The organism is Winogradskyella pacifica (assembly GCF_003386275.1).
Classification (GTDB): Bacteria; Bacteroidota; Bacteroidia; order Flavobacteriales; family Flavobacteriaceae; genus Winogradskyella; species Winogradskyella pacifica.
The window spans coordinates 256,353-275,638 of the sequence record NZ_QREI01000003.1; the positions used below are offsets into that span (position 1 = coordinate 256,353).

20 protein-coding genes are annotated in these 19,286 nt (G+C 32.9%); 11 read left to right on the plus strand and 9 right to left on the minus strand.

The window, feature by feature from the left end; translation table 11 throughout:
• The first annotated feature begins 53 nt into the window (after positions 1 to 53).
• The 5 genes from DFQ09_RS08245 (at position 54) to DFQ09_RS08265 (ending at position 4,457) form a co-directional block, all read left to right on the plus strand.
• Entirely contained in the window at positions 54 to 1,172 is a 1,119-nt protein-coding gene (locus DFQ09_RS08245; protein ID WP_115809736.1) for a YHYH protein, read from the plus strand.
• A gap of 73 nt (positions 1,173 to 1,245) precedes the next feature.
• A complete protein-coding gene (locus DFQ09_RS08250) occupies positions 1,246 to 2,079 on the plus strand; it encodes a YHYH protein (protein ID WP_115809261.1) in 834 nt (277 codons plus the stop codon).
• A gap of 4 nt (positions 2,080 to 2,083) precedes the next feature.
• Complete coding sequence (locus DFQ09_RS08255; RefSeq protein WP_245940329.1) at positions 2,084 to 2,665, plus strand: toxin-antitoxin system YwqK family antitoxin; 582 nt, start codon at positions 2,084 to 2,086, stop codon at positions 2,663 to 2,665.
• On the plus strand, positions 2,637 to 3,302 hold the full coding sequence (locus DFQ09_RS08260; protein WP_115809265.1) for an SCO family protein: 666 nt from the start codon (positions 2,637 to 2,639) through the stop codon (positions 3,300 to 3,302). Before DFQ09_RS08255 ends, DFQ09_RS08260 begins: the two co-directional genes overlap by 29 nt.
• Positions 3,303 to 3,401: 99 nt before the next feature.
• Positions 3,402 to 4,457: a WD40/YVTN/BNR-like repeat-containing protein gene (locus DFQ09_RS08265; protein WP_115809267.1), complete on the plus strand. Its 1,056-nt coding sequence runs from the start codon at positions 3,402 to 3,404 to the stop codon at positions 4,455 to 4,457.
• Between the two features lie 38 nt (positions 4,458 to 4,495).
• On the opposite strand, the gene DFQ09_RS08270 is transcribed toward DFQ09_RS08265, so the two are convergent.
• The 7 genes from DFQ09_RS08270 to DFQ09_RS08300 all read right to left on the minus strand — a co-directional run bounded on the left by DFQ09_RS08270 (position 4,496) and on the right by DFQ09_RS08300 (position 11,500).
• Positions 4,496 to 4,927, minus strand: a complete 432-nt coding sequence (locus DFQ09_RS08270; protein WP_147298339.1) for a Spy/CpxP family protein refolding chaperone — start codon at positions 4,925 to 4,927, stop codon at positions 4,496 to 4,498.
• A 7-nt stretch (positions 4,928 to 4,934) separates the two neighbouring features.
• Positions 4,935 to 5,438 carry a hypothetical protein gene (locus DFQ09_RS08275; RefSeq protein WP_115809271.1) on the minus strand — a complete coding sequence of 168 codons (504 nt, stop codon included), beginning with the start codon at positions 5,436 to 5,438 and terminating at the stop codon, positions 4,935 to 4,937.
• A 72-nt stretch (positions 5,439 to 5,510) separates the two neighbouring features.
• Positions 5,511 to 6,053: an RNA polymerase sigma factor gene (locus DFQ09_RS08280; protein ID WP_115809273.1), complete on the minus strand. Its 543-nt coding sequence runs from the start codon at positions 6,051 to 6,053 to the stop codon at positions 5,511 to 5,513.
• Positions 6,054 to 6,356: 303 nt separating this feature from the next.
• Entirely contained in the window at positions 6,357 to 8,186 is a 1,830-nt protein-coding gene (locus DFQ09_RS08285; RefSeq protein WP_115809275.1) for an ABC transporter ATP-binding protein, read from the minus strand.
• Between the two features lie 3 nt (positions 8,187 to 8,189).
• Positions 8,190 to 9,917: a phospho-sugar mutase gene (locus DFQ09_RS08290; RefSeq protein ID WP_181897160.1), complete on the minus strand. Its 1,728-nt coding sequence runs from the start codon at positions 9,915 to 9,917 to the stop codon at positions 8,190 to 8,192.
• 75 nt (positions 9,918 to 9,992) lie between these two features.
• The gene (locus tag DFQ09_RS08295; protein WP_115809277.1) at positions 9,993 to 10,943 is read right to left on the minus strand and encodes a glycosyltransferase family 2 protein; all 951 of its coding nucleotides are present in this window, start codon (positions 10,941 to 10,943) and stop codon (positions 9,993 to 9,995) included.
• A 44-nt stretch (positions 10,944 to 10,987) separates the two neighbouring features.
• Positions 10,988 to 11,500: a DUF4199 domain-containing protein gene (locus tag DFQ09_RS08300; protein ID WP_115809279.1), complete on the minus strand. Its 513-nt coding sequence runs from the start codon at positions 11,498 to 11,500 to the stop codon at positions 10,988 to 10,990.
• 161 nt (positions 11,501 to 11,661) lie between these two features.
• Here DFQ09_RS08300 and DFQ09_RS08305 point away from each other — a divergent pair, with 161 nt between their 5' ends.
• Together DFQ09_RS08305 and DFQ09_RS08310 are read left to right on the plus strand one after the other, a co-directional pair.
• Entirely contained in the window at positions 11,662 to 11,913 is a 252-nt protein-coding gene (locus DFQ09_RS08305; RefSeq protein WP_092443965.1) for a type B 50S ribosomal protein L31, read from the plus strand.
• Between the two features lie 147 nt (positions 11,914 to 12,060).
• Positions 12,061 to 13,236 (plus strand): GlmU family protein, encoded by a 1,176-nt coding sequence (locus DFQ09_RS08310; RefSeq protein ID WP_115809281.1) that lies wholly within the window; start codon positions 12,061 to 12,063, stop codon positions 13,234 to 13,236.
• A 141-nt stretch (positions 13,237 to 13,377) separates the two neighbouring features.
• Here the strand turns inward: DFQ09_RS08310 and DFQ09_RS08315 are convergent, their stop codons facing one another.
• Positions 13,378 to 15,027 carry an ABC transporter substrate-binding protein gene (locus DFQ09_RS08315; RefSeq protein ID WP_115809283.1) on the minus strand — a complete coding sequence of 550 codons (1,650 nt, stop codon included), beginning with the start codon at positions 15,025 to 15,027 and terminating at the stop codon, positions 13,378 to 13,380.
• A gap of 45 nt (positions 15,028 to 15,072) precedes the next feature.
• Between DFQ09_RS08315 and mtaB the strand changes: the two genes are divergently transcribed.
• Both mtaB and DFQ09_RS08325 read left to right on the plus strand, forming a co-directional pair.
• Positions 15,073 to 16,407 (plus strand): tRNA (N(6)-L-threonylcarbamoyladenosine(37)-C(2))-methylthiotransferase MtaB, encoded by a 1,335-nt coding sequence (gene mtaB, locus DFQ09_RS08320; protein ID WP_115809285.1) that lies wholly within the window; start codon positions 15,073 to 15,075, stop codon positions 16,405 to 16,407.
• A 136-nt stretch (positions 16,408 to 16,543) separates the two neighbouring features.
• Positions 16,544 to 16,996: a hypothetical protein gene (locus DFQ09_RS08325; protein ID WP_147298340.1), complete on the plus strand. Its 453-nt coding sequence runs from the start codon at positions 16,544 to 16,546 to the stop codon at positions 16,994 to 16,996.
• A 74-nt stretch (positions 16,997 to 17,070) separates the two neighbouring features.
• On the opposite strand, the gene DFQ09_RS08330 is transcribed toward DFQ09_RS08325, so the two are convergent.
• Complete coding sequence (locus DFQ09_RS08330) at positions 17,071 to 17,367, minus strand: N-acetyltransferase (protein WP_115809289.1); 297 nt, start codon at positions 17,365 to 17,367, stop codon at positions 17,071 to 17,073.
• A gap of 161 nt (positions 17,368 to 17,528) precedes the next feature.
• Between DFQ09_RS08330 and DFQ09_RS08335 the strand changes: the two genes are divergently transcribed.
• Complete coding sequence (locus DFQ09_RS08335; RefSeq protein WP_115809291.1) at positions 17,529 to 18,191, plus strand: alpha/beta hydrolase; 663 nt, start codon at positions 17,529 to 17,531, stop codon at positions 18,189 to 18,191.
• A gap of 138 nt (positions 18,192 to 18,329) precedes the next feature.
• Entirely contained in the window at positions 18,330 to 19,283 is a 954-nt protein-coding gene (locus DFQ09_RS08340) for a lytic transglycosylase domain-containing protein (protein WP_115809740.1), read from the plus strand.
• Positions 19,284 to 19,286: the final 3 nt, after the last annotated feature.

The following is a 19,286-nucleotide window of genomic DNA, read 5'->3' on the forward strand; positions in this document are numbered from 1 at the left end:
AGCGCAAGTTTTTATTTGTTATGGCATCTAAAAATAAAACCAGAATAATTAATATGAAAAAGACCCATCAATTTATTAGCATCATTTCAATAAGCCTTTTACTAGCTTGTAATGGTCATAAGGGAACTAGTGATCATAGCCATGATGGAAGTGAACCACATTCACATTCAAATAGCATTAGTCACTATTTTGGAGCGTACGATTTAGAAGATGAGAATTTTGGAACTAAAACTAAGGTTACACTTACAGAAGACCGACGTGTTATGGTTACCAATGCATTGCCAAATCATAAAACAGGTGCATTTCCTAATCAAGGCAATCCAAATTCAATTTCTGCTCAAAATAATACTTATAGTTTTCCTTTAAACCCAAAATATACAGGAAAAGCAACATGGTCACGCGAACCAGGAATAGCCTTAAACGGTATTAAGTTTGAACCAGGTACAGCAGAAGTTGTTGTTTGTGATACGGGCGAAAACTATCGTGTTGAAGCACTTCAAGATGTTATAGATTTAGGCTTAGATTTTAATCATGCACATGTGCAACCAACAGGTGCTTATCATTATCATGGCACGCCAACGTCTGTAATTGACGATTTTGATAATGGAGAAGATATGATTCATATTGGTTTTGCTCACGATGGTTTTCCAATGTATTACTCTAAAAGGGGAAAATATAAGCCAAGTTATAAAGCCTTAGATGGAAATAGAGAGGGGGAAGATTGTACTTATGAAAATCCACATCATTCTATGGATCTTTCTGTTGGAGGCCATCATGATGGTACTTTTACTTCAGATTTTGAATATGTAGAAGGCTCTGGTGATTTAGATGAATGTAATGGCATAACCATAAATGATAACTATATGTATTTGGTAACGAATGAATTTCCATATGTAGGGCGTTGTTTAATGGGAGAAACATCAGGAGAGCAACAAGGTCTACCAAATGGAGCACAAGGACAAAAACCAAGTATTACAGATTTAATGAATCAAATGGATACCAATAATGACGGTAAGTTGTCTAAAGCTGAAGTAAAGGGGCCTTTGTCTGACCAATTTTCAAAAGTAGATGTAAATAGTGATGGTTTTATTTCAAAACAAGAATTAGAAGCAGGACAAAGACAAGGTGGTCAAAGACCTGAAGGTAGAAAACTTAGAGGAGGACGAAATTAATTTAGTTTTTAGCGCAAGTTTTATTTTATAAAGACATCTAAAATATTTAAACAAACAAATTAAAGTAAGAAACATGAAAAATTTATTTAAACTATTAGCCTTATTATTAATATGCACCACCGTAAGTTTAGCTTGTTCTAGTGATGATAGTAGTTCTACTGTTGGCACAGATGATGACAGCGGAACGGTAACTGAACTACACAATGCCTTCTCAGAATTTGATGAAGATAATGTAACAGTAATGTTAAGCGGAACTAATGTGGTGATAGAATCCAACGGTTTGCCAAATCATACCTCTCCGTATTGGTCTAATACAACATCGCGAACCATAACAGGGCCAGAAGGTAATTCTATGACTACAGTTTCAAGTTCTAATCATCCATTATGGGTTGAGCCAACCGTTACATCTCACGATCAAATGGCACCAGGAAACATCGATGATTTTAATGGTTCATTTAGTTTAACGGTTTCTGCAAATCCTGCATTGGCTTCAAATACATCATCAACAGGATTAGGGCCAATCGGTATTGCTATAAGTGGTTCTATGATTTATAATGATGAAGAGGGGCCTAATGTTCCATTAGATAATGCAGTGGGGTCTTTAGACTATTCAGCAGCTCATACAGGTCCACAGAGTTACCATTATCATTTGGAGCCAAAAGCATGGTCTAATGACGACGAAGCTTTAATTGGTATCATAGCAGATGGATTTTTCTTATACGGTAGAAAATGTAATGCGACCGGAACATATCCAACAGACTTAGATGCTTCAGGCGGACATATCAGTACAACGCAACATACAACAGAAGCAGAATATCATTACCATATACAGAATGAATTATATCTTAATCAATATTATATCCTTTTTCCAGGTGATTACCAAGGTTCAGCAAGTTCAATCAACTAAGCTTTTGTCATTTTTAGTGTTGTTAATCTCATTTGGTGGTTGCAATTCTAAAAGTGATGACATTAAACAAACCGTTAATAAAACTGTTAAGGTAAAAGCAGGTAGTTTGTTACTAGTAGCAGATGAAGGACTTTTTTATTACCACGATGAACCGTTTTTAGGAATCTCAGAACGTCATTATGAAAATGGTGAGTTGGCAGAAGAAATAGGCTACGTTAATGGTGTAAAAAATGGAGTTTATAAGAAATGGTTTGATGATGGACTTTTAAGTTTTGAGGCCAATTATGTAAATGGAAAACGACATGGTGTGACTACAAGCTGGTGGAGAAATGGAAAACTAAGGTCAGAGTCAAATTATGTAAACGGTATTGCAACCGGTACGCAACGCCAATGGTATATTACAGGTGAGCCATTTAAAGAATTGAATTTAGTAGACGGAAAAGAAGAGGGGTTGCAACGGACATGGCGAAGAAATGGAAAGCTTTACAATAATTACGAAGCCAAAAATGGACGAATTTTTGGATTAAAACGCGCAAACTTATGTTATGCATTAGAAGATGAAGAAGTACAGTATAAAATATTATAGTTTAATTTTTGGGTTGGTATTGTTGGGGTGTAAACAGACCGAACAAGAAAAAACAAGTAGAGTTGAGATGCTGCCTTATTACAGCGATGCAGCATTTACACCGCATTGGTTATCTAAGGGAGATAAAGCTTTAGAAGAGTTTCATACGATACCGAATTATAGTTTAGTAAATCAGTTAGGGGCAACCGTAACCGAAGATACGTTTGAAAATAAAATCTACATTACCGATTTTTTCTTTACGACCTGCCCTGGGATTTGCCCTAAAATGACAGCAAACATGTCCATTTTACAAGACGAATTTTTAAATGATGATGAGGTGCTATTATTATCGCATTCTGTTACACCCGAAACAGATTCAGTAGAGGTTCTAAAAGACTATGCAGAAGCTAAAGGTGTTCTAGCTTCCAAGTGGCATTTAGTCACAGGGGAGCGTCAAACGATTTATGACTTAGGACGACAATCTTATTTTGTAGAAGAAGATTTAGGAGAAGTTAAAACGGATGATGATTTTCTGCATACTGAAAACTTTGTGTTAGTTGATAAGAATAAACATATACGAGGAATTTACAATGGTTTAAATAAAACTGCGGTTGCTCAGTTAATTGCCGATGTAAAAACCCTCCAAAAGGAAAACTAGAGTGATGATCTAGTTTATATGTGATTGATTGGTTATTGATTTGAAAAGCTTTGCGGTTATATCGCAAAGCTTTTCTATTTTTATGGAAAATTGAATAGCATGAGATTAGTTATCGTTTGTTTATTGTTAGTAGGATTTAGTTCTTGTAAATCTGAAGTTCCTTTGAAAATTAGAAATATTTCAAAGGTTGGGATTGAAACTTTGATTCAAGATTCATTATTAAATGTTAGAGCTTTGGAGATTGATGAGAAAGGGGTAGGCTATTTTGCTTTGTCTAATGGGAAAATTGGAGAAATTCGAAAAACCCCTATTGAAGATATAGCTCATTTAACTTTCCAATTGAAACACGATACAATAACACCAAACTTTCGTGCCTTAGCAGTAACTGATAATGCTAGTTTTCTTCTTAGTATTGAATCACCAACGCTTTTATATAAGATTGATAAAGATTCATTGAGGCTAGTCTACAAGGAAAACCACCCAAAAGCGTTCTACGATGCCATGGACTTCTGGAACGATGATGAAGGCATCGCCATTGGAGATCCAACAGACGATTGTATGAGTATTATCATCACCAGAGATGGAGGAGAGACTTGGACAAAATTATCTTGCGACAATTTACCAAAAGCAAAAAAAGGAGAAGCTGCTTTTGCTGCAAGTGATACCAATATTGCTATAATTGGAGACCATACTTGGGTGGCTACAGGAGGTAAAGCGAGTAGAATTCTATATTCTTCAGACAAAGGAAAAACTTGGGAAGTATACAATACACCGATTACTCAAGGAAAAGAAACTACAGGTATATATTCTCTAGATTTTTACGATGATAAAAACGGATTCGCTATTGGTGGAGATTACACCAAACCAAACGATACATTAAACAACAAAATAAAAACGAATGATGGCGGCAAAACTTGGCAAGTTGTGGCTAACGGAAAAGGGACTGGTTATAGAAGCTGCGTGCAGTATATTCCAAATTCTAACGCTAAAGAATTAGTAGCAGTAGGTTTTAAAGGCATTGATTACAGTAACGATGCTGGTAATACTTGGTCGCATTTAAGTGATGAAGGCTTTTATACCATCCGATTTTTAAATGATTCTGTGGCTTATGCAGGAGGAAAAGGTAGGATTTCTAAACTTACTTTTAGAGAATAAAAAAAGGAAGCTATTTCTAGCTTCCTTTTTATATGGTATTAATTTTTTGAATGCCGTTTTTTATACTCATCAAACATTTTTTGTCTGAATGAACGCTCTGCCTGATAGAGCTTTATAATCTTCTTTGCAGAGAGAATTTCAAATAAATCGTTTAACATTTTAGAATGTAATTCCATTTTCTCCTTTTCTATATTTTCAATATCTAACAAAAGTGATTTAGCTTCATTTTCAGATAAATTCTCAGGGCTTATACATTTGCGTTTGTCAGTAGATCGTTCTCTAAGTTTACTTTCAGCATCTTCATTCGCATTATAAATAGGCCAGAATTTTTGAGCTTCGGTTTTTGTTAAATCTAATTGCTCCGTTATATGAGCAATTTTTAGGGCTTTAATTTTTTCCTTATCTAGTTTTTGTGCAAATAAGCTAGCAGAAACCAACAATGTAAGGATGAGTGTGTGTACTATTTTCATAACTTTTTTATTCAAAAATTAGGTCTTCAGGTTCTATGTTTTCTAAATATTGATTTAATGTTTCGTCCGAAATATGAATGTCTATAAAATCGGTTTCTGAAATTTCACTAGTTTTAAACATAGATGCAAAATCCTCATTACTATACTCTTCTTGATATAAGTAACTCTCTAGGATTTCGGTTTCTAAATTGTCTATAGATATATTGTCATTGTTAAATACTAAACTAAATAATAATACAATACTCGCGGCAATACCAGAAAAGTAGTAAAATGTGCTTTTCGGTTTAAGGTTAATAACAGGTTTTTCAGGTTTATTTTGAAGTTTTTCTAAAATTGTATGTTCAACTGCATCAAAATAATTTTCAGGAACAGTGAAACCCGAAAATTCCGAAGCCTTAATCGCTTCTTTTTCGTTTAAACGTTCAAAAAAATCAGCGTCAAACGACTCAAAATAATTATCAGGTGTTTTAAAGCCTGAAGACTTAACGTTATGTAAATTGTTTTTTTTCATGTTCACTTTTCGGTATATCCGAAATCATTTAAACTGTTTTCTAATACTAAGACTTCAGATTACTAAAATAGTTTAATCTGAAGTTAAAATCGCTTCTATCTTTTTAGATGCAATATGATAGGATGCCTTTAAAGCACCTTCACTTGTTTCTAATATATCTGACATATCTTTATATTTTAAATCATCAAAATAGCGCATATTAAATACTAATTGCTGTTTCTCTGGCAACGTAGCTATGGCTTTCTGTAATTTGAGTTGAATGTCATCGCCTTCAAAATAAACATCTGCTTGTAAATTATTAATAGCTCTTGTTTGGTGTTCTTCGTTACTAATTTGTAAACGTTTGGCATTTTTGTTTATCAATGTAATCGATTCGTTAGTCGCAATCCGATATAGCCATGAAAACAATTTACTTTCTCCTTTAAAATTATCGATGCTACGATACACCTTTATAAATGTATTCTGAAGCGCATCATCAGCATCATCATGGTTGATTACAATTTTACGAATATGCCAATACAAACGTTCCTTATAGAGTTGTAGTAACTCTCTATAAGCAGCTTCTTTTGTTAAAGGATTTTTTAAACGGGTTATAAATTCCGATTCGTTAATCAATTGATTTCATTTGATATTAAGACCTCTCAAATTACTAAAAGTTTAATCGTTTTTTTTGATTAAATAGATTGATTTAATTTTTTATTGAGAATCAGCAGATTAAAACCTGAAATTTCGATGAAATACAAAAATAAACGACAAAATGCATTTTTTTCTTGTTTTCTAGTTTTATTTAGTATATGTTTGTTTAAGCTTAACCTATTATGGTTATCAGTCTCCCAAATCTGATAACAAAAAGAAAAGGATGTATATAACTATACATCCTTTTTTTATTAATTATTATCGCTTAGCGTGGCTGTCTAATTACGATTCAAAACTCTGCATTTCTACTAGTTTTTTATAAACTCCATTTTTAGCAATTAATTCTGCATGAGTTCCTTGTTCTGCTATTTCACCTTTATTCATAACCACAATTTCATCAGCGTTTTGAATAGTAGATAATCTGTGAGCAATAATAATGGAAGTTCTGTTCTTCATCATTTTTTCTAAAGCATCTTGAACTAAACGTTCGCTTTCTGTATCTAAAGCTGAGGTAGCTTCATCTAAAATCATGATTGGAGGATTTTTAAGAACAGCTCTGGCAATACTTAAGCGTTGCTTTTGGCCACCAGAAATTTTACCACCAGCATCTCCAATATTATAATTTATTCCACCTTTTAAATCTTTTACAAACTCCCAAGCATTGGCAATTTTTAAAGCTTCAATAATTTCTTCATCTGTAGCATTTTCTTTGCCTAAGAGAATATTATTTTTTATAGTCTCATTAAAAAGAATAGAATCTTGCGTTACTAAACCCATTAAGTTTCTAAGGGAGTGTTTGGTTATATCTTTTATGTTTTCGTTGTCAATGGTAATGCTGCCTTCGTTTACATCATAAAAACGCGTTACAAGATTGGCAATAGTACTTTTTCCACTTCCAGATTGTCCCACTAACGCGACACTTCTTCCTTTTGGTACTGTAATTGAAAAGTTCTTAAGTACTAAATCATCTTCGTATTTAAATGAAATGTTATTTAAACTGATACTAGTATTGAAACTGTCTTTAATTTTAGCATCAGGAAGATCTTCCAAACTACTTTCTGTTTCTATAATCTCTAATACACGTTCTGCAGCTGCATTTCCGGATTTTACTTGGTAACTAGCTTTACTTATCGCTTTTGCTGGTGTTAATATTTGATAAGATAAAGCCATATATGCAATAAATGAACCTCCGGATAAAGTTTGTTCTACCATTACCATATTACCACCATACCACAATAATGCCGCAATAGTTGCAATACCAAGAAATTCACTTGTTGGCGATGCTAAATTTTGGCGATTCATTAAGGTGTTTGAAAAGTTATAAAATCTATTGGTTGATTCTTGAAACTTAGCACTAAAACGTTTTTCAGCATTAAAGCCCTTTATAACTTTAAGACCTCCTAACGTTTCTTCGAGGGTAGAAAGAAATAAACCTTGTTCGCGTTGCACTTTTTCGCTTTTTCGTTTTAAGCTTTTACCAATTCTAGATATTATAAAACCTGCAATAGGAATAAAAATAAACACGAAAATTGTCAATTTTACAGAGATTAAAAACATCGCAACAATAGCAAATAGGATAGTTAAAGGTTCTTTTACAATAAGTTCTAAAACCGAAAGCATAGAATTTTTAACCTCATTAACATCTCCAGAAATTCTGGCAATAATATCTCCTTTCTTTTTTTCAGAATAATAAGAAATAGGAAGTGTAATGACTTTAATATAAATTTCGTCTCTTAAGTCTCTAAGGACACCATTTCTTAAAAAGGTAATAAAGAATAGCGCTAAATAATTGAATAAATTTTTAAGAAGGAAAAGCCCAATGATCAGCACAATCATATAGAGCAATGCTTGTTGAGGACCTTCGCTAGCTGTTGTTTTGGTAATGACGTAATTGAGATAATTTTCTGTAAAATCTAAAAACTCACCAAATCCTGTAAAAACAGGTTTTTCAGTAATTTTCTCGCTTTCACCAAATAACACATTAATCATTGGCATTAATGATAGCATGGCTAATGTGCTGAATAGGGCATAAAAAATATTACATATAATATTTAGAATAGCATAGCGCTTATACGGTAATATAAACCGAGATAACTTTTTTATATAATCCATTAATTATAACTTCATATCCTTGAGGATAGCATTAATTCTATTATCCAACAATTGCTCCGTTGTCGCAAAGTCTGACGAATTGTCTAATTGTGCGTTTACGCTGATGTAGAATTTTATTTTTGGTTCTGTTCCACTAGGTCGTAGTGCAATTTTACTTCCGTTTTCTGTGTAATAAATTAAAACGTTAGATTTCGGAATGTCTATAGCTGTTTCTTCGTTAGATTGAAGGTTTTTAGAAACGGACAATTGATAATCTTCAATTAAGACTACTTTTTCTCCATTGATTTCTTTTAATGGATTGTTTCTAGCATCAACCATCATTTGTTTAATTTCTTCTGCTCCTTCAATCCCTTTTTTAGTTAAAGACACTAAATGTTCTTTAAAGAACCCATGCTCAACATATAAGTCAATTAATTCTTGATATAATGTTTTTCCATTTGCTTTTGCTTGCGCAGCAATTTCGCAAGCTAAAAGGGTAGAGGTTACTGCATCTTTATCGCGTACAAAATCACCAACCATAAATCCAAAGCTTTCTTCGCCACCACCAATAAAATCAAGCTCTGGGAAGTCTTTGATCATTTTAGCAATCCATTTGAATCCTGTTAATCCAATTTTAGATTCAACATTATAAGCATTACCTAGAACGCTCGTCATCGGAGTCGATACAATTGTAGATGCTATAAATTGATTCCCATTAATTTTGCCCTCTTTTTGCCATTGTTTTAAAAGAAAGTTCGTCATTAAAACCATGGCTTGGTTCCCATTAAGAATTACCAATTCATTATCTAAGTTTCTTACAACAACACCTAAACGGTCACAATCAGGATCCGTACCGATAACAATATCTCCATCTACTTTTTCTGCCAATTCCATGGCCATTTTTAAAGCCGCAGGCTCTTCTGGATTTGGAGATGCTACTGTTGGGAAATCACCATTAGGTACACGTTGTTCTTCAACAATATGAACATTAGTATAACCGGCACGCTTAAAAGTTTCAGGAATCGCCGTTATAGACGTCCCGTGTAACGAGGTAAATACAATATTTAAATTTTCTTTTGCAGCTTTTGGGGTATCAAAACTGCCGTTGCTTACGCAAGCATCAATAAAAACATCATCAACGTCTTTTCCTATATATTGAATTAAATCTGAATGGGCTTCAAACTTAATTTCAGAATAGTCTAAACGATTTATTTCAGCGATTACAGCTGAATCTTGAGGTGGTACTAATTGACCGCCATCTTGCCAGTAAACTTTATATCCGTTGTATTCTGGCGGATTATGAGACGCTGTTAGTACAATACCACAATGACAATTTAAATGTTTTAAGGCGAATGATAATTCTGGTGTTGGTCTTAATTCCTCGAATAAAAACACTTTGATACCATTGGCTGAAAATACATCAGCGACAAGCTTTCCGAAGGATTGGCTATTATGTCTACAATCGTAAGCAATTGCAATCTTTATATCTTCATTAGGAAACGATTCTTTTAAATAATTACTTAAACCTTGTGTGTTTTTTCCTAAGGTATATTTATTGATTCGGTTCGTTCCCAATCCCATAATACCACGCATTCCACCAGTTCCAAATTCGAGATCTTTATAAAAACTTTCCTCTAATTCTTTAGGGTTAGAAGCTATCATGTTTTTAATTTCCTTTTGAGAGTCTTCATCAAAAGTTGGTGTTAGCCAAGAATTTACACGTTCTAAAATTTCTGGTTTAATATGTATCATGGATAAAGTGGATTTATTAACAAAAATAAACAATTCAAAATTTTAATAAGTCTTGTAAATAATAAAATTAGCTTATCAAGAAAGATTCAAATTTTCTTTTATAAAATAGCGTTGTTGTTGACGATTAGTGCGTAAAATAAGCTCTCCTAAGAAGCCTGCGATAAATAATTGTGAGCCAATAATCATGGTCGATAATGCAATGTAGAATTGTGGTCGGTCTGTAATAAGTCTCCCTGTTGGGTTTAAAAATAATTTGTCGATACCTAAATAAAAGGAAAAACAAAACCCAATAAAAAACATAATGACGCCAAGTGCTCCAAATAAGTGCATTGGTCGTTTACCAAAGTGAGACAAAAACCAAATGGTGATGAGATCTAAAAAACCATTTACAAAACGGTTCATTCCAAATTTAGTATGCCCATATTTACGCGCTTGGTGCTGTACTATTTTTTCTCCAATATTAGTAAATCCTGCATTTTTAGCGAGGACAGGGATGTAACGATGCATTTCGCCATACACATCAATATGTTTTACAACGGTATTGCTATAGGCTTTTAAGCCGCAGTTAAAATCATTTAAAGTAACACCAGAAGTACGTCTTGCTGCCCAATTAAATAATTTTGAAGGTAAATTTTTTGAGAAATAAGAATCGTAACGCTTCTTTTTCCAACCAGAAACGAGATCAAAACCATCAGTCTTAATCATTTTAAAGAGTTCTGGGATTTCTTCAGGGTTATCTTGTAAGTCGGCATCCATTGTAATAACCACATCTCCTTCTGCTTTAGCAAAACCAGCATGCAAGGCTTGTGATTTTCCAAAGTTTTTAAGAAACTGAATACCTTTTACTTTGGGATTAATTTCGCCTAGTTCAGAAATTATTTGCCACGATTTATCAGTGCTACCGTCGTCTATAAAAAGAATCTCATAAGAAAACTGATTGGATAGCATCACTGATACTATCCAATCGTGTAATTCTTTTAAAGAGTCGCGTTCGTTAAGTAGTGGAATTACTACTGATATATCCATATGATTTTAGTCTAATTTCTAGTCTCCAAAAATAAAGAAATTATTTAATGATCCTTTTTCAAAATAGCAGATATTATTAACGACACGATAAAACCAAAAAATAAACTTCCAAGGAGCATCATAGTTGAAATAAAAAAAGTAGAGGCTGTAATATCTATAAAGTTCATTGCCATATCTAACTGTTCTCCTTGCATATTTGGATTTTGAGACATCATTTCAGCGATTGCTTCGTCCTTTTTTCCTGATAAAAATTCAGGCATAATATAAGAATAGTGTATTGCAGCGTAAAGAGCAGAAATTAGTCCACCGATTAAAGCAATTCCCATTCCTGTTTTTAAGCCATCTCTTATGCTTAATAGGTTAGAGTTCAATTTTTTGTAAGAGTCAATTCCAAAATAGTAAATTGCAATTGTGGCAACTGTGCTTATAACACTAGCTATCCAATGACTTTCTATATTTAATGCATATAATATAATAAGTACTGCTATGGAAATAAGTGCTAAGTAAATTCCGTAATTGTAAGCAATTGGTTTAATAGAGGGTTTATTGTTTTCCATATTTAATTTGTAGTTTTTTTGGTTAATTTATCAGTTAGTATCCAAAGTTACATAAATGTTACATACTTTTACTAAATAAAATTTACCAAAAAGATTGTAGATTTATAAAAAATGATTAAATTTGCACCTCGAAAAATCGAATACATTTAAAGCATTTAGTGATGAAAGCAGGAATACATCCAGAAAATTATAGAGTAGTAGCATTTAAAGATATGTCTAATGAAGAGGTATATTTAACTAAGTCTACAGCAGATACAAATGAGACTATCGATGTAGATGGTACTGAATATCCATTAGTAAAATTGGAAATTTCTAGAACATCTCATCCTTTCTACACAGGTAAATCTAAATTAGTAGATACAGCTGGTCGTATTGACAAGTTCAAAAACAAATACGCAAAGTTTAAAAAATAAACTTCGCTTACCAATACACACAAAAGCCTTTCTGTTATCAGAGAGGCTTTTTTATTTTCAACAATTAAGCTATTTTTGATGTCATAATTAAGTTGAATTTTAGAATCTTAATCGTTTTAATGCCAACTTCTAACTTTAAATCTTACCATGAACTATATATTATTTGACGGTCCTTATCGTAATAATCTTTTACCATTTACATTTACAAGACCAGTTGCAGACCTAAGAGTTGGTATTTTAACCATACGCCAAAAATGGGAATCGTATATAGAATATACCACTACAACGGTTACCGAAGATTATTTAGCAGATAAGTTTCCTATGGTAGAAATGGAAAATAACATTATGATTAATGCTTCTTTTCTACCTAATATGGAAGTTGCAGAGGTTGTAAAAAACTTAAGCGAAAATCAAGCTTTATTTAAAGGGGAAGATGTCATTGCATTCTATATTAAAGAAGGAGAGGAAGTAAGTGATTTTTCAACGTTTGAAGCTATAGAGTTTGAAGGCGATCTTTTAAAAATTGAACATACTTGGGATATTTTTGCACTTAATGGTGAGGCGATTATCGAAGATTTTAATTTAATCACTAAGGATAGAGAGTCACAACCCATTCCTGTGACAATCAACACCATTAATCCTGAAAATATTTTTATCGAAAAAGGAGCAACTTTAAATTTTGCAACTTTAAATGCGAGTTCTGGACCAATCTATATTGGTAGAGATGCCGAAGTTATGGAAGGATCTATTGTAAGAGGTCCTTTTGCGTTATGTCATAATGCCACCTTAAAAATGGCTAGTAAGATTTATGGACCAACGACTGTTGGACCTCATAGTAAAGTTGGAGGAGAGGTTAGTAACTCTGTCATATTCGGATTTTCGAACAAAGGTCACGATGGCTTTTTAGGAAATTCAGTTATAGGAGAATGGTGTAATCTAGGTGCAGATACGAATACGAGTAATTTAAAGAATAATTACGCAGAAGTTAGACTTTGGGATTACCAAACGGAAGGCTTTGCTAAAACCGGACTTCAATTCTGTGGATTAATGATGGGAGATCATAGTAAATGTGGCATTAACACCATGTTTAACACAGGTACAGTTGTAGGTGTTAGTGCTAATATCTTTGGAAGTGGTTTTCCTAGAAACTTTGTGCCAAGTTTTTCTTGGGGCGGAAGCAAAGGTTTTGTAACTTATAAAACAGACAAGGCGTTTGAAGTTGCGGAAGTGGTGATGGCTAGACGCAAAGAGGAATTTACAGAAATAGACAAAGCAATTTTAAATCATATTTTCGAAGAATCAAAACAATATAGGAAAGACTAATATCTCGGTAAAAGCTTAATTCACAATATTATTTATGTTTTATAGGTCTTGAACGTGCTGAATATGTTGAAGCATAAGTTTAGATGTTTTTTTTGGAGTTACTATTTTTCGCGATTTAAGAGTAAAAATTAATTATCATCTTTAATTTTTAAGTTCACTTTTTTTAACGGATTTCAGTTCCAACAAATTAGTCGCATTAATACCCAGGCCAGTCACATTCTTTCTTGTAAATCGAACAACTTCATCATAAAACATAGGCACTATTGGTGCAGAAGCCATAAGTAAAGAGTCCATTTTAGTATAGAGTTCTATACGTTTGTTATAATCCGTTTCTAAATACGCAGCTTCATACATGTCATCGAATGTATCATTCTTAAAATGCGTGTAATTAGGACCCTTTGGAGCAAAGTTTTTGCTGTAGTATAAGGATAGGTAGTTTTCAGCATCTGGATAATCGGCAATCCAACTCGCTCTGAAAAAATCGACTTGACCATTCGCTTTAGCATCTTTAAGACTCGACGGAGGTATAACATCAATAGAAACCATTAAGCCTGTTTTTTGTAGTTCTCGTTGAATAAATTCACAAAAACTTAAATAATTACTTGTAGTCGTTAATGTAATTTCAGGATTTTTAATTCCTGTTTCTGCTTTAAATTCGGACACCAATTGTTTTGCCAAATCCGGTTGATAGTTAAAACCAATTGTAGCATCAAAACCAGGTAAACCTTTGGGGATAAAACCACCATTTGCAGGGATTCCGATACCATTTCGTAAATACATCATCATTTTATTGCGATCAAAACCTACATTAATTGCTTTTCGCAGTTTTAAAGACTGAATGGTACTAACCTCACTTTCCATAAAAAAGGCTAGATATTCGGTGTTGAGATAGGGACCACGAATCATATTTACATCAGCTATATAATTTGATTTTAATTGCCCAACGGTAGTTAAAATTTCATCTTTATAAGAGCCGTCTAAACCCGATACAAAATCAATGTTACCCTGTGCAAACTGTAGAAATTCACTTTGCTTATCTGGTAAAAAAGTAATAGCAACCGCTTCAAGATATGGTAGCTGTTGGTTTATAGAATCGGTTTCAAAATAGTTATTGTTTCTTCTGAATACTAATTTTAAATTTTCTTCCCAACGCTTAAATTTAAAAGGACCAGTTCCAATGGGGTGAGACCTAAAATCATTCCCATAATGTTCCACAACTTCCTTTGGTACCACAGAACAATATTTCATGGTTAACAAGCCTAAAAACGCAGGAAAAGCTTGTTTGAGTTTAATTTGAAATGTAGAATCGTTTATAGCAGAAAAGCCTTCAACCTTATTTAAAACCCAACTTCCTGGTGACGCAATCGCTTTATTTCTTAAACGGTTAAAGCTATATTCAAAATCAGATGCCGTTACAAGCCTTGTAGAATCTTGGTTACTGAGCGAAGTCGAAGTATCAAATAATTCATGTTTATGAAAAAACACATCATCTCTAAGTGTAAATGTGTAGGTTTTTGCACTATCGGTAATTGACCAATGTTTAGCAATAGAAGATTGTACATTGAGTTGGTCGTCCATTTGTACCAATCCATTAAATAACTGATGTGTAGCCCAAATGTCGGCTAAGTCTTTAGAAAAAGCCGGATCTAAAGAGCCTATGTTTTTATGTTCGTTATATCTAAAAACAAGATGGTCTAATGGCGCGCTTTCTTTTGAAGTACAAGAAAATGTCATTAAAAATAAGGCTCCAAAAAGTAAACTATTGAATAAGAATCGTACGAGCTTTAGCATATAAGTTATATGTTGTAAATTTGCCAACTTGGTAAAAGTACAAGAATGAATCCAACAAAAAAAGTCGCATTTTATACATTAGGTTGTAAACTGAATTTTTCAGAAACATCTACAATCGCAAGAGGTTTTGCAGATGAAGGTTTTGATCGTGTAGATTTTAAGGAATCGGCAGATATTTATGTCATAAATACCTGTTCGGTAACCGAAAATGCAGACAAGCGTTTTAAAACCATTGTAAAGCAAGCTCAAAAAAGCAATCCAGATGCTTTTGTTGCGGCGATTGGTTGTTACGCACAGTTGAAACCAGAAGAATTAGCAGATGTACATGGTGTAGATTTGGTTTTGGGAGCCACAGAGAAATTCAAGATTACAGATTACTTAAATGACTTAACTAAAAACGATTTTGGCGAAGTCCATTCTTGCGAAATAGAAGAAGCAGATTTCTATGTTGGTAGTTATTCTATTGGCGACAGAACTAGAGCATTTTTAAAAGTACAAGATGGTTGCGATTATAAATGTACGTATTGTACTATTCCTTTGGCTAGAGGAATTTCTCGTAGTGATACCATGACCAATGTTTTGAAGAATGCTAAAGAGATTTCTGAACAAGGTATAAAAGAAATTGTACTAACAGGAGTCAATATTGGTGACTACGGAAAAGGGGAATTCGGGAATAAAAAACACGAACATACTTTTTTAGATTTAGTTAAAGAATTGGATCAGGTTGAAGGTATTGAGCGTTTGAGAATTTCATCTATTGAACCCAATTTATTAAAAAATGATACCATTGATTTGGTTTCAAATTCGAGAGCATTTGTACCTCATTTTCATATTCCATTACAAAGCGGAAGTAATGAGATTTTAAAGAAGATGAAACGTCGCTACATGAAAGAATTGTATGTAGACAGAGTTTCAAAAATAAACGAAGTGATGCCTCATGCTTGTATTGGTGTGGATGTGATCGTTGGATTTCCTGGTGAAACCGACGAATTGTTTTTAGAAACATATAACTTTTTAAATGCATTAGATATTTCATATTTACATGTATTTCAATATTCAGAACGTGATAATACTGAAGCTGCAAAAATGCCTAATGTCGTTTCTAAAGCAAAAAGAGTAAAACGCAGTAAAATGTTGAGAGGTTTATCTGCTAAAAAGCGTCGTGCATTTTATGAAAACCAATTAGATACAGATCGCATTGTGTTATTTGAAAGTGAAAATAAGGAAGGTTATATACATGGGTTTACAGAAAACTATGTCAAAGTAAAAGCACCTTGGAATCCTGAGTTGGTAAATACACTAGAAAAAGTGAGATTGACTAAAATTGATGACGATGGTTTGGTTCGATTTGAGTTTCAAGAGAATTTGACACTAAACTAGTCGATTTTTTATGGTTTTAATAATAGGTATTTTCCTATAAATTAGTTATTTCGTTTTATCTTTGAACTTATTAAGGGATTATACATTGAAAAAAACAACATTAATTTTTACTCTTATTTTTTTATTGTACTCTGTGATGTCTTGTTCAGATAAAAGTGAGCATGATGTTATTGGAGTTTGGTTACTAACGACGCGTACAATTGACCTTCCATTTGATGTAAACCAAGATGGTGTGTCTAACACGAATCTCATAGCCGAAATAGATTGTAATAAGACAGAAACACTAACGTTCGATAATAATGGAACGGTATCTTCTGGTAATGAATTTTCTAATCCACTGAAGTATTATATAGAGAATGATACAAATGTGTACAGAATTATTTCGGATTGTAATACGGAAGGTATAATTAGTTTCGCTTCAGAGTTTGAAATCGCTGAAGAGCGTATAATTAAAATTTCAGACAGAGTATATGTGTTAAGTGGAGACACCTTAACGACGGTATATGAAAATTCTGTAAAAATTTATAATGAGGACTTTACTGAAGTTATAGAAACGAAAGATTTAAAATTGACTTACACGAAGCAGTAATTAGCTTAAATTAAAATCATAAAAAAAACCGAAACTTTTAAAAGCTTCGGTTTTTTTATGATTTTTTTCTACAGTTATATTCTAATCCCTACAGGAAGCATGCGCTTATATTTTCTGTTGCGTCTTACAAACTTAGCTATTTCAGGACTTGTTGGTACTACACTAATGTTTCTTTCTTTAATGTTTGAAAAAACTAAATCAATAAATTCTAATTCAAACTCTTCTGTCCTAATAGTATCAGGAATAACCATTTTCGTTAAGAATATCTTCCTTTCCTGCAAAGAATATTCAATAATTGCCATTTCGTTTTCAACATTTAATTCAAATTGACGCAGGAAGTCGTTGTCAATTAATTGAGCAGTTTCTGTCATAATTTCTTTTTATTAAATTCAGCGGTTGGCAGTGTAGATACTATATTTTATATAGTTTTGCTGTGCAAAGGTACAAAAAATCAACGAATGTTTCAGACTGTCGATGTTAAAACCTTAAATTGTAATTAATTAAGACGAGCACTTAAAAAGTTTTAAGACCTATGAACAGTAAATTAACACATGTTTATTTAATGCCTGGTATGGCTGCAAACCCAACTATATTTGAGCATATTAACCTACCCGAAGAAGCGTATAAAATTCATTGGTTAGAGTGGCAAATTCCCGATATTAACGAAACACTTAATGCGTATGCACAGCGTATGTGCCAATTTATTAAACATGATAATATCGTTTTACTAGGGGTCTCTTTTGGCGGTATTTTGGTTCAGGAAATGAGTAAATTTTTAAACGTAAAAAAATTGATAGTTGTTTCTAGTGTTAAGTCTCATCACGAACTTCCAAAACGGTTAAAACTACTTAAAGTAACTAAAGCTTATAAAATATTACCGACCTCATTAGTGAGTAATATCGATTTACTTGCAAAATATGCTTTTGGCGAGACCATAAAGAAACGTGTAGATTTATATAAAAAATACCTTTCTGTTAGCGATAAAACTTATTTAGATTGGGCAATTAAGCAAGTGGTTTGTTGGGATCAAGAAGAACCACATCCAGAGGCTATTTATATTCACGGTGATAATGATGCCGTTTTCCCACATTCTTGTGGCGGCAATTGCACAGTGGTTAAAGGCGGAACGCATATTATGGTGATTAGTAAGTATAAATGGTTTAACGAAAATTTACCAAAACTTATTGAAGCCTGAACTTGAATTCTGTTCTTAGATTGATTACATTTATAAAAAAAGAAAAATTAAGAATGCCTATATTAAAAAGACAGTTATTCAAAGGAATGAATAATTATGAACGATAAATGGCATTCAATTCACTTTAAATTAAAACACATGAAAATCATAAAAAATAGTTTAGCTCTAATAGGTGTGATTTGTATATCAGGCTTATTTATTTTTTCAATGCAAAAGTCTCCAGATGAAATGGCAATACCAGATCATTTATTAGGAAAAGAGGATCCTCTTGTAAATAGTTACAATGTATACGCCTTAGAAATGCCAGAAAATTTAAACTTTGCAGGTGAAGCTGTACCAGTTAATGATCCGGATATTTATGAGCGTATGGACAGAGAGTTGTTAGTAAATACCTATTGGCAGTCTAATGGACTTTTAATGTTTAAACGTGCTCAAAAGTATTTTCCAATTATTGAGCCTATTTTGAAGAAAAATGGCATCCCAGATGATTTTAAATACCTCGCTGTAATAGAAAGCGGATTGGTACAAACTGCAAAATCACCAGCAGGTGCAAGTGGTGTTTGGCAAATTATGTCAGCAACAGGAAAAGAAAATGGTTTAGAAGTTAACTCTAACGTCGATGAACGCTATAATATTGAAAAGGCGACAGAAGTTGCTTGCGATTATTTAAAGAAGGCTAAGGAAAGCTTAGGGTCTTGGACGAAGGCTGCTGCAGCATATAATGCAGGTAATTATGGAGTGTCTCGACGATTAAAAGAACAGGATGTTAATGGATACTACGATTTATTATTAGGTGAAGAAACCGGTCGTTATGTGTTTAGAATTGTAGCTTTAAAAGAAATACTTTCTAATCCAGATAGGTATGGCTTTAATTTTAATAAATCGCATTTATACAAAGAAGTACCAACGTATAAGGTTGAAGTTGATACAGCAGTAACTGATTTTGCAAAGTTTGCTAAACAATTTGGAATTAACTATAAAATTCTAAAACTTCATAATCCATGGTTAAGAGAGCCACATTTAAATAACAAATCTAGAAAATCATATTTTATAGAAATTCCGAAAGAAGGGTATTATAACACCAATCCATAAATT

Excerpts from the sequence above, each read along its gene's own strand:
- DFQ09_RS08245 (WP_115809736.1), top strand. The coding sequence starts at position 54 with ATGAAAAAGACCCATCAATTTATTAGCATCATTTCAATAAGCCTTTTA.
- DFQ09_RS08250 (WP_115809261.1), top strand. The coding sequence starts at position 1,246 with ATGAAAAATTTATTTAAACTATTAGCCTTATTATTAATATGCACCACC.
- DFQ09_RS08260 (WP_115809265.1), top strand. The coding sequence starts at position 2,637 with ATGAAGAAGTACAGTATAAAATATTATAGTTTAATTTTTGGGTTGGTA.
- DFQ09_RS08265 (WP_115809267.1), top strand. The coding sequence starts at position 3,402 with ATGAGATTAGTTATCGTTTGTTTATTGTTAGTAGGATTTAGTTCTTGT.
- DFQ09_RS08270 (WP_147298339.1), bottom strand. The coding sequence starts at position 4,927 with ATGAAAATAGTACACACACTCATCCTTACATTGTTGGTTTCTGCTAGC.
- DFQ09_RS08275 (WP_115809271.1), bottom strand. The coding sequence starts at position 5,438 with ATGAAAAAAAACAATTTACATAACGTTAAGTCTTCAGGCTTTAAAACA.
- DFQ09_RS08285 (WP_115809275.1), bottom strand. The coding sequence starts at position 8,186 with ATGGATTATATAAAAAAGTTATCTCGGTTTATATTACCGTATAAGCGC.
- DFQ09_RS08290 (WP_181897160.1), bottom strand. The coding sequence starts at position 9,917 with ATGATACATATTAAACCAGAAATTTTAGAACGTGTAAATTCTTGGCTA.
- DFQ09_RS08295 (WP_115809277.1), bottom strand. The coding sequence starts at position 10,943 with ATGGATATATCAGTAGTAATTCCACTACTTAACGAACGCGACTCTTTA.
- DFQ09_RS08300 (WP_115809279.1), bottom strand. The coding sequence starts at position 11,500 with ATGGAAAACAATAAACCCTCTATTAAACCAATTGCTTACAATTACGGA.
- DFQ09_RS08305 (WP_092443965.1), top strand. The coding sequence starts at position 11,662 with ATGAAAGCAGGAATACATCCAGAAAATTATAGAGTAGTAGCATTTAAA.
- DFQ09_RS08310 (WP_115809281.1), top strand. The coding sequence starts at position 12,061 with ATGAACTATATATTATTTGACGGTCCTTATCGTAATAATCTTTTACCA.
- DFQ09_RS08315 (WP_115809283.1), bottom strand. The coding sequence starts at position 15,027 with ATGCTAAAGCTCGTACGATTCTTATTCAATAGTTTACTTTTTGGAGCC.
- mtaB (WP_115809285.1), top strand. The coding sequence starts at position 15,073 with ATGAATCCAACAAAAAAAGTCGCATTTTATACATTAGGTTGTAAACTG.
- DFQ09_RS08325 (WP_147298340.1), top strand. The coding sequence starts at position 16,544 with ATGTCTTGTTCAGATAAAAGTGAGCATGATGTTATTGGAGTTTGGTTA.
- DFQ09_RS08330 (WP_115809289.1), bottom strand. The coding sequence starts at position 17,367 with ATGACAGAAACTGCTCAATTAATTGACAACGACTTCCTGCGTCAATTT.
- DFQ09_RS08335 (WP_115809291.1), top strand. The coding sequence starts at position 17,529 with ATGAACAGTAAATTAACACATGTTTATTTAATGCCTGGTATGGCTGCA.
- DFQ09_RS08340 (WP_115809740.1), top strand. The coding sequence starts at position 18,330 with ATGAAAATCATAAAAAATAGTTTAGCTCTAATAGGTGTGATTTGTATA.